This window comes from Streptomyces sp. CoH27 (genome assembly GCF_020181035.1).
In the GTDB taxonomy this organism is placed as follows: Bacteria; Actinomycetota; Actinomycetes; order Streptomycetales; family Streptomycetaceae; genus Streptomyces; species Streptomyces camelliae.
The window spans coordinates 234,190-247,366 of the sequence record NZ_JAIQYY010000001.1 but is presented as its reverse complement, the minus strand read 5'-3'; the positions used below and the strand labels follow the sequence as shown (position 1 = coordinate 247,366).

Sequence of the window (13,177 nt, the reverse complement as noted above, 5' to 3'; positions counted from 1 at the left end):
GCAGGACGAGGCCGCGTCCGACCCGCGGACGACGGGGCCGCACCGGGGTACGGCCCGGCTACCCTTGCCCCATGCCCGCGCAGCCCCGTACCGAGGTCTCCTCGTCTTCCTCCGGCCCCCTCGGTGAGGAACCGCAGGCGCGCCAGCTCACCGAGGCCGTCACCCGGCTGCGCCGCGCGCTGCGCTCCTCGATCCGCACGGACTACCCGTGGGAGACCCTCCCCATGGCCCAGGTCGAGCTGCTGCAGGTGCTCGGTGAGCACTCTCCCGCGCGGGTCAGCGACCTCGCCGCCCGCCGGCGCCTGGCACCGAGCACGGTCAGCGGACTGATCGGCCAGATGATCGGCGCCGGGCTGGTCACCCGGGACGTCGACGCCGCCGACCGCCGGGCCTCCGTCGTCGCCCTCACCGACGCCGGCCGCGAGAAACTCGCCGCCTGGACCACCGCCCATGAACGCCGTATCGACGCGGCCCTCGCCGCGCTCGACGACGGGGCCCGCGCGGCCATCAAGGACGCGCTGCCCGCCCTGTTCCAGCTGGCCGAGCACCTCGGTGAGCCGCCCGAGGACGGCGCGGAGGACTGACACAAGCCGCGACGCGCGCACCGTCCAGGACGGTGCGCGGTCCGCGGCCGGGCTGCGGCGAGGCCGGCAGCCGCTCCCCGTGGAGCCAGGCGCGGCGCGGGCCGTCCGCACCGGGTCATGGCGTCTCCCGGCCGGCACCGGCGATGGGGTTGCCGGCCCAGCGCGTGCCCGCCGGCACCGTCTCCCCGCGCATCACGAGCGACGCGGCGGCGATGGAGGCCCCGGCACCGATCGTGCTGCCGGGCAGGACGATGCTGTGCGGGCCGAGGGAGGAGCCGGCCGCCAGCTCCACCGTGTCCATGCGCATGATGCGGTCGTGGAAGAGGTGGGTCTGGAGCACACAGCCGCGGTTGACGCTGACCCCGTCGCCGAGGGTGATCAGATCGGTCTCCGGCAGCCAGTGGGTGTCGCACCACACGCCGCGTCCGATGCGTGCGCCCAGGCTGCGCAGCCACCAGTTCAGCAGGGGTGTCCCCGCGAACGCTCCCGCGCCCCACGGTACGGCCAGCACCTCGACGAACGTGTCGAACAGCTCGTTGCGCCAGACGAACGACGACCAGAGCGGGCGCTCCCCGGACCGGAAGCGGCCCATGAGCAGCCACTTGGCGCCGGTCGTGCTGAGGCAGGCCACCAGGGACGCGGCCATCAGCAGCGGGGCGCCGGCGAGGGCGGCCAGGGGCAACCCGCCGAGGTCCAGGAACTCCTGCTCGCCGAGCAGCAGTCCCTCCGCCAGTAGGGTGCCGATGACCAGCGGCAGGACGCGGCACAGTTCCACGGCCGCGCGGGCCACGACGAGCCGCCGCGGCGGGGCGAACGTCCGTGCCGGGTCGCCGGTCTCCGGCAGCCGGGGCAACGGCATCGCGGGCCGTCCGATCCAGGACGTCCCGGGTTCGCTCCGGGCCGGTGCGTCGGACAGCACACCGACCAGGGCGTGGTCGGCCACCTCGCGGCCGGGGCCGACGATGCCCGAGTTGCCGACGAACGCGCGGCGGCCGATGCGCACGGCCCCCAACCGCATCCAGCCACCGCGCAGTTCGTACGGCGCGACGAGCGTGTCGTCGGCGAGGAACGCCCCGTCATCGACCCGGAGCAGGGACGGCAGCGGCAGCACCGTGGAGATCTCGGTGCCACGCCCGACGCGGGCACCGAGCAGCCGTAGCCAGTGCGGTGTCGCCAGGCTCGCGTACAGCGGGAAGAAGCCGGTCCGGGCGGCGTCGAGCAGCCGGGTCACCAGCCATGCCCGCCAGGCCGCCCCGCCGTCCGCGCGGTGGGTACCGGGCTTGATCGACCGGTTCAGCAGGCGCACGGTGAGCGCGGTGACGAGCGAGCCGCACACCGTGGTGAGGACGGCGAACAGCGGTGCGGCGGCCAGCAGACGCGTCGTCGCACCGGACAGCGTCGGCGCGGAGCGCACCAGCAGCCAGACGGTGAACAGCGCCGGGGCCGCCGCCAGGAGGGACAGCAGGGGCAGGCCGGTCAGGGACAGCGCGTAGGCGAGGTGCCAGCGCCGGCGGCGGCCGTGCGGCGGGGCGGGCCAGCCGGCACCCGCGAGGCGTTCGGCGGGCTCGGCCGGCCGGGCCGGCGACCCGGTCCACACGGCGCCGTCCGGGATCCGGCCGTCCAGACAGCCGCCGGCGGTCAGTTCGGCGTTCCGCCCCACGACGGCGCCGGGCAGGAGCGTGCTCCGGTGCCCCACCCGCGCACCCGCGCCGACGGACACCCGGCCGACGTGCAGCGTGTCGCCGTCGAGCCACCAGCCCGCGAGGTCCGCCTCGGGCTCGACGCTGCACCCCTCGCCCAGTTCGGCCAGGCCCGTCACCGGGGGCATCGCGTGCAGGCGTACGTCGCGCCCCGTCCGGCAGCCGAGGAGGCGGGCGTACACCGGCGCCCATGGGGTGCCGAGCAGGGCGGGCACGCCGAACGACGCGACGGCCCGTTCCGCGGTCCACAGCCGCAGATGCGCGCTGCCACCGCGCGGATGGGCGCCCGGGGTGACCGAGCCGGCCAGCGTGCGCGCGAGGGCCGCGCCGATCAGACAGCGCAGCGGTGCGCTGAACAGCACCGCCCAGCCGGCCAGGACCAGCCACCAGGACGTGTGCGGAGCCCAGGCGTGCGGGGCGATCACGCCCAGCACGTCGTCCGCGGCGGCCAGGGCGACCAGTCCGCGCAGGCCCGTGATCCCGTAGCCGGCGAGCTGCACGAGGAACTGCACGACAGCGGCCCGCCGGGGGATCGGCCGGGCGGGGCGCACCGTACGCGTCGTACCGGCGAGGGAGCCGAGATGGCCGGCCATGCGGTGCAGTACGGAGTGCCGGTAGAGGTCGGCGACGGACAGGCCCGGGTATTCCTCGCGCAATATGGAGGCCATGCGGGCGGCGGTCAGGCTGGTGCCGCCGAGCGCGACGAAGTCGCTGTCCGGGCCGGGCCGTACACCCAGCAGCTGTTCCCAGAGGTCCGCCAGCCGGGCCTCTGTCCCGTCGAGCCGGTGCGCCGCGTCACCGTCGCCGCTCTCGCCGCCCGCCAGGGGCACGGGCCAGGGCAGTGCCGCCCGGTCGACCTTCCCGGAGGCGCGCGTGGGCAGCGCCGGCACCTCGGCCAGCAGCGGCACCAGGGGCAGGGGCAGCCGCTCGGACAGCAGTTCCCTGGCCTTGCCGGCCTCGAACGCCGACCCGCCGTCGGCGGCCGGCTCGGCTATCACGTACCCGACCAGGACCGAGGCGCCGGCGGCCGTCGACCGCACGGCGGCGGCCGCGCCGCGCACCCCCGGCAGCGCGAGCAGGGCCGCGTCGATCTCACCCAGCTCGACGCGCCGGCCGCCGAGTTTGACCTGGTCGTCGGCGCGGCCCAGGAACACCAGCCCCTCGGCGTCGGCGCGCACGAGGTCGCCCGAGTGGTAGGCGCGTATGGCGCCGAGCGCGGGGCACGGGCGATAGCGTTCCGCGTCCTTCGCGGGGTCGAGATAGCGTGCGGTGCCGGCGCCCGCGATGACCAGCTCGCCCTGCTCCCCGTACGCCACCGGGTCCCCGGCCTCGTCGACCACGGCCAGGTCCCACCCCGCCAGCGGCAGCCCGATGCGCACCGTACTGCCGGGCTCCAGCCGGGCGGCGCACGCCACGACCGTGGTCTCCGTGGGGCCGTACGTGTTCCACATCTCCCGCCCGGGGCCGGCGAACCGCTCGACCAGGCCCGGCGGGCACGCCTCGCCGCCCAGGATCAGCAACCGCACCCGGCGCAGCGCCGGTTCGGGCCACATCGCCAGCAGCGTCGGCACGGTCGACACGGCGGTGATGCCGCGGGCGTCCAGCCAGGGCCCGAGTTCATGACCGGCCCGGACCAGCGAGCGCTCGGCCGGCACCAGACAGGCACCCGAGCGCCACGCGAGCCACATCTCCTCGCAGGAGGCGTCGAAGGCGACGGACAGTCCCGCGAGGACCCGGTCACCGGGGCCGAGCGGCCGGTCGCGCAGAAAGAGCCGCGCCTCGGCGTCGACGAAAGCGGCCGCGGACCGGTGGGTGACGGCGACGCCCTTGGGGGCACCGGTGGAACCGGAGGTGAAGATGATCCACGCGTCGTCCTCCGGACCGGGCACGGGGCGGCCGGCCACCGCGCCCGAGGGTGCCGTCAGCTCGGCGGGCTGCGGATGGGGCCCGAGGACGAGACACACCCCGGCCTCGCGGAAGACGGTGGCGGCACGCTCCTCGGGATCGTCCGCGTCCACCGGCACATAGGCCGCTCCGCTGTGGAGTACGGCGAGGATCGACAGATACAGCTCGGCGGCGCCCGAGGAGATGCGGATCCCCACCCGGTCGCCGGGACCGATGCCCGCGCCGGTGAGCCGCCGGGCGCGCCGGAGCACCTCGGCCGTCAGCTCACGGTAGGTCAGCGTCTCGGCGCCCGTGTCCAGGGCGGGGGCGTCCGGATGCCGGGCGGCGGTGGCGTGCAGGATGTCGATCAGGGTGCGCGGCGGCGAGGCCGCGGCGGAGCGGAAAAGAGCCCGGTGCGGCGCATCGAATGCGGGCGAAGACAAAGTGGTGCCTCTGGTGTGCGGTGCCTACGGATGCTAAGTCCATTACGGCTTGTCAGAAGCCTTTGCCAGCCTATGCGTTCACCAACTCGATGCAATTATTTCACGACCGTGCCATGGGGATAAATTGATGAATTCCACACCATGATTCAACCATTCGAATTGATGTGCACTTATTCCTTTCGATTTCGGAAAGAATACGGCGTGAGAACGGTTTGATTTCCGTGCGGTGACCGTGTGATGATCGTATGGCCGGTGCGTCGACTGCCGTGCCGGGCCTGAGTGTCAGGAGTGACCGATGACTGTGGGAACCGAGCGGGCCGTGCTGGCGGGCGGTTGTTTCTGGGGCATGCAGGATCTGATCCGCAAGCAGCCGGGCGTCGTCTCCACACGCGTCGGCTACAGCGGTGGTGACACGCCGAACGCCACGTATCGCGACCACGGTGACCACGCCGAGGCCGTCGAGATCCTCTTCGACCCCACGGTCACGAGCTACCGCGACATCCTGGAGTTCTTCTTCCAGATCCACGACCCGACCACGAAGGACCGCCAGGGCAACGACCTCGGGCGCAGCTACCGGTCCGCCGTCTTCTACGCCGACGAGGAGCAGCACCGTGTCGCCCTGGACACGATCGCGGACGTCGAGGCGAGCGGCCTCTGGCCGGGCAAGGTCGTCACGGAGGTGGAGCCCGTGGGCGACTTCTGGGAGGCGGAGCCCGAGCACCAGGACTACCTGGAGCGTTACCCCGACGGCTACACCTGCCACTTCCCGCGGCCGAACTGGAAGCTTCCGCGTCGAGGCCCGTCCACCCTGTGACGCCGCGCAGGGGAAACCGCGGGCGTCACCGCTCGCCGAGGGGCCGCATCATGCGGCGCATGCCGAGCCGGACGCGCCTCGGGTGATTCAGTGGGGGAACGGCACGCAGGGGGGAGGCCGTCGGTGTCGTCGCCGGCCGGGGACCGGGGGCGCTGAGCCGCCGGCCGGCGGAGGAATCGACGTCGGCCGCGTACGAGCCCGTCAGCGCCGGGAGCCCTTCTTGCGGGCCTTGGAACGGGCCGGCCTGGGCACGGCGGTGACGTACGGTGCCGAGAACCGCCGGTTGGCGACGACCTGTTGGCGGATGCCGTCGGGCAGGTCCGGCAGAGCGAGCAGACGGTCGCAGGCGCGTACGGCCTCGGCGTGTTCGCCGACCCAGTGGGCGGTGATGGAGTACTCGAACAGCAGCCCCCACCGGTACACCCACGACCGGGTGAACAGCAGGTCGTCCGGCTCGGGCCGGCCGGCCGCCCGGGCGAGCAGGGCGTGAGCGGTGCGGTACCGGCCCTGCACCCGCAGCCGGGACGCCAACTCGTAGCAGACCTCCAGCCGTTGGGGCCGTACCTCCCAAGCCCTGCTGAGCGCGTCCATGGCCCCGGGCCGGTCGTCGGTGCGCTCGGCCCGCAGGACTCCGGACTCCAGCAGCGCGCAGTACACCTCCTGCCAGCGCGTCGAGGTTCTCCTGGACGTCGGGCGCGTCCGTGCAGGGGTACTCGTGGGTGACCCCCTCGTAGCGCCAGTCCAGGTCACCCCGCATGAGGTGCTTGAAACGGTGCGCTGGGTGCCGGGGGTGTCGTAACGGAGCATGTACGACGTCGCGGTGAGCCTCGGCAGCGGTGCGTCCTGACGCAGGACATGGTCGGCGTCGAGGGTGAGGAGGTAGTCGGCCCGGCCCCGGGCCCGGCGGATGGTGCCGGTGCGGTTGTGCCCGAAGTCGACCCACTCCTCCTCGACCAGTTCGCCGGTGATGCCGCCCAGCACCTCCAGGATCAGGTCCCGGTGCCGTCCGTGGACCCGGTGTCGGAGATCACCCAGGTGTCGACCAGCGGCCGTACCAACTCCAGGCAACGCTCGATCACGCGCGCCTCGTTCTTGACCATCAGGCACAGACACAGGGTCTGCGGCTTCACGGCGGCCAATGTGGCACGGGCCGATCGCGCGGCGCGGCGCCACACGCGGGACGGGGACGGTGGTGCCCCGTCAAACCGTACGCGGGCCGTACGGTCGGCCGAGGACGGCGGGAGCCGGGGCCGACGGGGCCGGTCCCGGCCGGTTCGGGCCGGCCCGGTCCCATCGGCCGGCTCGTCCTCTCGTCCGATCCCATGACGCTCCGCCCCGCCCGGCCACGAGCAAGCCCCCTCCCGGTGCAGGGAGGGGGCTTGCGTCGCCTGCCCCGCACGGACGCGCCGCCCCTGACGGTCAGTCGGGGGCGGGGAGCCGTACCGGGGCGGTGTCGCTCACCTGCTGGAAGATGAGCGAGGTACGGAAGCCGGTGATCTCCCCGCGCTTGCTGAGCCGGTCCGTGAGGAAGGCGTGCAGGTGGTCGAGGTCCTGCACGGCGACATGGAGGAGGAAGTCGTCCCCGCCGGAGAGCACGAAGACGTGCAGGACTTCCGGCAGAGCACTGGCGAAGGCCTTGAAGCCGTCGATGACGACGCGGCTGAGCGGGCGCACCTGAACCGACACGAGTGCCTGGACAGCGCGGTTGAGCGCGGCGGGGTCGATGTCGGCGTGGTAGCCGCGGATGACGCCACGGCGGGTCAGCGCCCGCACCCGCTCCAGACACGTCGAGGGGGCGATGCCGAGCTGCCGGGCGAGTTCACGATTGGACTGCCGCGCATCTGTCTGGAGAAGCCGGACAATCGCCGAATCAAGTTCGTCCATGGCCGACGACCGTAGCGCATTCGCAGCCAAACGTTCGGTGGCGAGCCCATCCATCCAGGCATGCATGCAGGATCAGGTCGTCACACCGGACGAACGAAAGGACTGCAGGCTCATGCTCGAACACGAGCAGGTCGTGATCCGCACCGGCCGGCGCTCCCGGCTGCCGGTGATCGTGGCGGTGCATTCGACGGCACTCGGTCCGGCGGCCGGCGGTCTGCGGCTCTGGCACTACCGCGACTGGCGGGACGGCCTCGACGACGCCCTTCGCCTGTCATCGGCGATGACGTCGAAGTTCGCCGTGGCCGGGCTGCCCAGCGGAGGCGGCAAGACCGTCGTGGCCCTGCCGCAGGGCACGAAGCCCGACGCCGGCCGGCACCGCGATGTGCTGCACGACGTGGCCGACGTCATCGCCTCGCTGGCCGGTGCCTACGCCACCGGCCCGGACGTCGGGACCGGCCCCGACGACATGGCCGTGATCGGGGAGATCACCCCTCATGTGTTCTGCCGGCCGGCGCATCTGGGCGGCAGCGGCGACTCCTCCCCGCACACCGCGCGGGGCACGTTCGCCGCTCTGCGCGCCGTGAGCCGGCGGCTGTACGGCACGCCGAGCCTGGCGGGCCGTACGGTCGCCGTGGCCGGGCTGGGCCGCGTCGGCGCCGCGCTCGCCCGCCTGCTCGCGGCCGAGGGCGCCGCCCTGACGGTGACCGACATCGACCCGGACAAGCGGACGATCGGCGAGGAACTCGGGGCGGTCTGGTCCGCACCCGAGACGATCCTCGGCGCGGCCGTGGACATCGTGGTCCCCGCCGCCCTCGGCTCCGTCCTGGACCGGCAGACCGTGGCGGACCTGCGCTGCCGCGCCGTGGTGGGGCCGGCCAACAACCAGCTCGCCACGCCCGAGGCCGCCGAGCTGCTGCACGAGCGCGGCATCGTCTGGGTGCCGGACTACGTCGCGAGTGCGGGCGGAGTCATCCACGCCGTCAGCGTCGAACTCCACCGCCTCACCGCCGACGAGGCGGGTGCACGGGTCGACGCCATCGAGCGGACCGTCGACGACCTGCTGGACACCGCGCGGTCCCGCGGCCAGAGCCCGGCCCAGGCGGCCGGCGAGCTGGCCCGGCGCCGGCTGCGTGCCGCGTCCGGCCCGGCCGGCCGACCCGTGGCCCAGCACCTGCCGGCCCAGGAACAGCACGCATGAGCCCAGGCCCGGCATGCGTCAGTCCAGGAACAGTACGCATCCGGCCAGGAGGTGCGCCGGGCCTGGCCGAAACCCACACCGCACAGGGGCCGGTGGCGAGACACGATGGAGGATCATGAACGCTGACACGAGTACCGCCGTCGACCACTACGACCGGCTGCTGGCCGAGCACTACACCTGGATGCTGGGCGGTGACATCCAGGCGGCCGCGGACCGGCAGGCCGCGCTGCTCGCCGACCTCGGGCTGACCGGTGCCGAGAGCGGTGGCACGGCCGTCGACCTGGGCTGCGGTTCCGGTGCGCAGACGCTGGCGCTGCTCCGGCTGGGCTTCTCCCCGGTGATCGCGGTGGACACCAGCCGTGCTCTGCTCGACGAACTCCTCGCGCACGTCCCGGACTCCGGGGCCGTCCGTCCGGTGCACGGCGACATCCGTACCGCTCTGCCCGAGGTGAGCGAGCCGGCCACGGTGAGGACCGTCGTGTGCATGGGGGACACGCTTCCCCATCTGCCCGCCAGGTCGGACGTGCCCGCGTTGCTCGGCGACATCAGCCGCGTGCTCGCTCCGGGCGGTCACCTCGTGCTCACCTACCGCGATCTGACGGCGGAACTGCACGGCACGGACCGCTTCATCCCGGTCCGCAGCAGTGACGACCGGCTGCTCACCTGCTTCCTCGAATACCGCGACGAGGACACCGTGATCGTCCACGACCTGCTGCACACCCGGGTCGACGGCTCCTGGCGGCAACGGGCGAGCAGCTACCCCAAGCTCCGCATCGCACCGCCCTGGCTGGCCGGACAGTGCCGGGCGGCGGGGCTGGACGTCCGCCGGGAGACGGCCGACTCCAGGGGCATGCGGATCCTGCACGCGGTGAAGCCCTGATCCGGTTTCGCGGCGACGAGCCCCGGGAGCCGGCCGCTCCCGGGGCTCGTCCACGTCGGCGGTGGCGGACAACCGCGCGACGGATCCTTGACCGCTGCTTCGACCTCCGCGATGCTGTGTTGCGAAACACGAGATGCGTGCCGTAATAGGAAACATCTCGACCTTCTGTCAGCCGAGGAGTGGCCATGACTCAGCAGGTCCGTGCTGTCGTCGCGCGGAGCAAGGGCGCCCCTGTCAGTCTGGAGACGATCGTCGTGCCCGACCCCGGTCCGGGCGAGGCGCTGGTCAAGATCGAGGCCTGCGGTGTCTGCCACACCGATCTGCATTATCGCGAGGGCGGCATCAGCGACGACTTCCCGTTCCTGCTGGGCCATGAGGCGGCGGGAGTGGTGGAGGCGGTGGGCGAGGGCGTCACGGACGTGGCCCCCGGTGACTTCGTCATCCTCAACTGGCGTGCGGTGTGCGGCCAGTGCCGGGCCTGTCTGCGCGGGAGGCCCTGGTACTGCTTCAACACGCACAACGCCAAGCAGAAGATGACCCTGACCGACGGCACGGAGCTGTCCCCGGCCCTCGGCATCGGCGCCTTCGCCGAGAAGACCCTCGTGGCGGCGGGACAGTGCACGAAGGTCGACCGGGCCGCCTCGGCCGCTGCCGCCGGACTGCTGGGCTGTGGCGTGATGGCGGGCCTCGGCGCGGCCATCAACACCGGCAACGTCGGCCGCGGTGACACCGTCGCCGTGATCGGCTGCGGCGGCGTGGGTGCCGCGGCGATCGCCGGGGCCGGCCTCGCGGGTGCGGCGAAGATCATCGCGGTGGACATCGACGACCGCAAACTCGCCACGGCGACGAAGCTGGGTGCGACCCACACCGTCAACTCCAGGCAGACCGACGCGGTCGACGCGGTGCGCGAGCTGACCGGAGGGTTCGGCGCCGACGTCGTGATCGACGCGGTGGGCCGCCCGGAGACGTACCGCCAGGCCTTCTACGCCCGTGACCTCGCCGGGACCGTGGTGCTGGTCGGCGTGCCGACCCCGGAGATGAAGCTGGAGCTGCCCCTGCTGGACGTCTTCGGCCGGGGCGGGGCGCTGAAGTCGTCCTGGTACGGCGACTGCCTGCCCTCCCGCGACTTCCCGATGCTGATCGACCTCTATCTCCAGGGCCGCCTCGACCTGGACGCCTTCGTCACCGAGACCATCGCGCTCGACGACGTGGAGAAGGCCTTCGAGCGGATGCACCACGGCGACGTGCTGCGTTCGGTGGTGGTCTTCTGATGCCGGGCGCTCGCATCGAACGCCTCGTCACCTCGGGGACGTTCTCGCTGGACGGCGGCACCTGGGACGTCGACAACAATGTGTGGATCGTGGGCGACGACACCGAGGCGATCGTCATCGACGCCGCCCATGACGCCGACGCGATCCTCCAGGCCCTCGGCGAACGTGCCCTGCGAGCGATCGTGTGCACCCACGCGCACAACGACCACATCGACGCCGCGCCCGAGCTCGCCGCCCGCACCGGAGCGCCGATCCTGCTGCATCCCGACGATCTGGAGCTGTGGAAACAGACCCACCCCGACCGGGCGCCCGACGCCGAGCTGACCGACGGGCAGTCCCTCACGGTCGCGGGGGCGGAGCTGACCGTGCTGCACACCCCGGGCCACGCCCCCGGCGCCGTGTGCCTGTACGCGCCGCGGCTCTCCGCGCTCTTCAGCGGCGACACACTGTTCGCCGGCGGGCCGGGTGCCACGGGACGGTCGTACAGCGACTTCCCGACCATCATCCGCTCGATCGGTGAGCGCCTCCTCACCCTGCCGGGCGACACCGTCGTGCACACCGGTCACGGCGACACCACCACCATCGGCGCCGAAGCACCGCATCTGCAGGGGTGGATCGACCGCGGCTTCTGACCGCCCCGGCGAACGAGCGGCCCTGCCCCGGTGACGGACCCGCGTGGACGGCACCGCCGGCAGGGCCGTCGGCGTGCCCTGGGGCGTGCCTGTCTCCCTCCCTGTTCCCTTTGTTGACCTGCGCCTTCGCAGGCGCTTCGGCGTGCCCGGAACACCGCCGGCGAAGCCCGCGCAACCCGGCCTTCCGACGCCTTGACAAGCCTTCAGCGCCGCCAGCAGACTGACGTTGCGCTAATCGCAATCCGTTTCGCTATACGCACCGAGGTGTCATGATGATTCCCGCGTGCCGTCTCGCGGATCTGCCGCGAGGCGAGGCCCACCGGCTCGACATCGACCCGCCCGTGTCGGTGTTCCACACCGACGACGGCGAGCTCTTCGCCATCGACGACACCTGCACCCACCAGGACGCGTCGCTCGCCGACGGCTGGCTGGAGGGCTGTGAGGTGGAGTGTCCTCTTCACGCCTCCACGTTCGACCTGAGAACCGGGGCCGTGGACGCGCCCCCGGCCAAGCTGCCGGTCCGCACCCACGAGGTCGTCGTCGAGGACGGCATGATCTATGTGCGGCTCTCCCCGCAGACCCCCAACCTTCCGCCGTGCGTCTCGGCCCGCCTGGCCGGAGGCCCCGCGTGAGGACCGTGGCCGTCGTAGGCGCCTCGCTGGCCGGCCTGTCGGCCGCGCGCTCGCTGCGCAAGCGGGGCTACGACGGCCGCCTGGTCCTCGTCGGCGAGGAACCGCACCGCCCGTACGACAGGCCGCCGCTGTCCAAGGAGTTCCTGGCCGGCGCGATCGGCGAGGCCGAACTGGCGCTGGAGCGGGACGACGAGGACCTCCAGGCGGAGTGGGTGCTCGGCACCCGCGCCACCGGACTCGACCGCACCGAGCGGGCGATCCGGCTCGCCGACGGCCGGGAGATCCGCGCCGACGGGGTGGTCATCGCCACCGGCGCGGCCGCCCGCACCCTGCCCGGCACCGAGGGTCTCGCCGGCGTCCATGTGCTGCGCACCCTGGACGACGCCCGCGCCCTGCGCGACGGACTCGCCCTGGGCGGGCGGCTGGTGGTGATCGGCGGCGGCTTCGTCGGCGCCGAGGTCGCCGCCACGGCGTACGCCCTCGGCCTCGACGTCACCGTGGTCGAGGCGGCGCCGACCCCGCTGGCCGGACCGCTCGGCCCGGCCATGGGCGGCATCGTCTCCGCCCTCCACACGGATCACGGCGTACGGCTGCTGTGCGGTGTCGGGGTCAAGGGGCTCGGCGGGGAGCGGCGCGTGGACGCGGTACTCCTGGAGGACGGCCGCACCCTGCCCGCCGACATCGTCGTCGTCGGCGTGGGCGCGCGGCCCTGCGTCGACTGGCTCGAAGGCTCCGGCGTCGCCCTCGACAACGGCGTGAAGTGCGGCGCCGACGGCCGTACGACGCTGGCCGGGGTGGTCGCCGTCGGCGACTGCGCCAACTGGTACGACCCGCACACCGGAGCCCACCGCAGGGTCGAGCACTGGACCGGCGCGCTGGAACGGCCGGACTCCGCCGTCGCCACGCTCCTCGCGGGCGGTGCCGTCGAGCCGGCTGTGCCCCGGCCGCCGTACTTCTGGTCGGACCAGTACGGCGTCCGGATCCAGTTCGTCGGCCACGCCGCCGGGGCCGACGATGTGACGGTGGAGGAAGGCTCCACCGGCGACCGCAGCTTCCTCGCCGTCTACCGGCGCGCGGGCCGGCCGGTCGCCGCGCTCGGGATGAACCAGCCGCGGCTGTTCACCCGCTGGCGCAAACAGCTCGCCTCCGCGGCGACAGCCTCTTGACGCCCCTCATGCGGCACCTCATGCTGCGCTGCGCCTGAAACGCAGTGCCGCTCCCTGCACCACGCCGTTGCGAAGCCGCTCTTCCCGGC

At 73.1% G+C, this 13,177-nt stretch carries 12 protein-coding genes; 8 read left to right on the top strand and 4 right to left on the bottom strand.

From position 1 onward, the window contains the following. The first annotated feature begins 71 nt into the window (after window positions 1-71). Window positions 72-584 (top strand): MarR family winged helix-turn-helix transcriptional regulator, encoded by a 513-nt coding sequence (locus LE548_RS01180; RefSeq protein ID WP_225094673.1) that lies wholly within the window; start codon window positions 72-74, stop codon window positions 582-584. 115 nt (window positions 585-699) lie between these two features. Here the strand turns inward: LE548_RS01180 and LE548_RS01175 are convergent, their stop codons facing one another. After that, the gene (locus LE548_RS01175) at window positions 700-4,611 is read right to left on the bottom strand and encodes a Pls/PosA family non-ribosomal peptide synthetase (RefSeq protein WP_225094672.1); all 3,912 of its coding nucleotides are present in this window, start codon (window positions 4,609-4,611) and stop codon (window positions 700-702) included. Window positions 4,612-4,906: 295 nt separating this feature from the next. On the opposite strand from LE548_RS01175, the gene msrA reads away from it, so the two are divergent. After that, window positions 4,907-5,425 carry a peptide-methionine (S)-S-oxide reductase MsrA gene (gene msrA / locus LE548_RS01170; RefSeq protein ID WP_225094671.1) on the top strand — a complete coding sequence of 173 codons (519 nt, stop codon included), beginning with the start codon at window positions 4,907-4,909 and terminating at the stop codon, window positions 5,423-5,425. A 201-nt stretch (window positions 5,426-5,626) separates the two neighbouring features. Here the strand turns inward: msrA and LE548_RS01165 are convergent, their stop codons facing one another. From LE548_RS01165 to LE548_RS01155, 3 genes are all read right to left on the bottom strand, one after another. After that, window positions 5,627-6,406, bottom strand: a complete 780-nt coding sequence (locus LE548_RS01165) for a glycosyl transferase family 2 (protein WP_225094670.1) — start codon at window positions 6,404-6,406, stop codon at window positions 5,627-5,629. 8 nt (window positions 6,407-6,414) lie between these two features. After that, window positions 6,415-6,555, bottom strand: coding sequence for a hypothetical protein (locus LE548_RS01160; protein ID WP_225094669.1), 141 nt, complete (start codon window positions 6,553-6,555; stop codon window positions 6,415-6,417). Window positions 6,556-6,844: 289 nt separating this feature from the next. Then, a complete protein-coding gene (locus tag LE548_RS01155; protein ID WP_225094668.1) occupies window positions 6,845-7,309 on the bottom strand; it encodes an Lrp/AsnC family transcriptional regulator in 465 nt (154 codons plus the stop codon). Window positions 7,310-7,421: 112 nt separating this feature from the next. Between LE548_RS01155 and LE548_RS01150 the strand changes: the two genes are divergently transcribed. The 6 genes from LE548_RS01150 (at window position 7,422) to LE548_RS01125 (ending at window position 13,088) form a co-directional block, all read left to right on the top strand. After that, window positions 7,422-8,507 (top strand): Glu/Leu/Phe/Val dehydrogenase dimerization domain-containing protein, encoded by a 1,086-nt coding sequence (locus LE548_RS01150; RefSeq protein ID WP_225094667.1) that lies wholly within the window; start codon window positions 7,422-7,424, stop codon window positions 8,505-8,507. 115 nt (window positions 8,508-8,622) lie between these two features. Beyond that, window positions 8,623-9,387, top strand: coding sequence for a bifunctional 2-polyprenyl-6-hydroxyphenol methylase/3-demethylubiquinol 3-O-methyltransferase UbiG (locus tag LE548_RS01145; protein WP_225094666.1), 765 nt, complete (start codon window positions 8,623-8,625; stop codon window positions 9,385-9,387). A 185-nt stretch (window positions 9,388-9,572) separates the two neighbouring features. Continuing rightward, window positions 9,573-10,658 carry an S-(hydroxymethyl)mycothiol dehydrogenase gene (locus LE548_RS01140; protein ID WP_225094665.1) on the top strand — a complete coding sequence of 362 codons (1,086 nt, stop codon included), beginning with the start codon at window positions 9,573-9,575 and terminating at the stop codon, window positions 10,656-10,658. Continuing rightward, entirely contained in the window at window positions 10,658-11,290 is a 633-nt protein-coding gene (locus LE548_RS01135; protein ID WP_225094664.1) for an MBL fold metallo-hydrolase, read from the top strand. The genes LE548_RS01140 and LE548_RS01135 overlap by 1 nt, the downstream gene beginning before the upstream one ends. A gap of 269 nt (window positions 11,291-11,559) precedes the next feature. Next, window positions 11,560-11,922: a bifunctional 3-phenylpropionate/cinnamic acid dioxygenase ferredoxin subunit gene (locus tag LE548_RS01130; protein ID WP_225094663.1), complete on the top strand. Its 363-nt coding sequence runs from the start codon at window positions 11,560-11,562 to the stop codon at window positions 11,920-11,922. Next, on the top strand, window positions 11,919-13,088 hold the full coding sequence (locus LE548_RS01125) for an FAD-dependent oxidoreductase (protein ID WP_225094662.1): 1,170 nt from the start codon (window positions 11,919-11,921) through the stop codon (window positions 13,086-13,088). The genes LE548_RS01130 and LE548_RS01125 overlap by 4 nt, the downstream gene beginning before the upstream one ends. Window positions 13,089-13,177 lie beyond the last annotated feature (89 nt).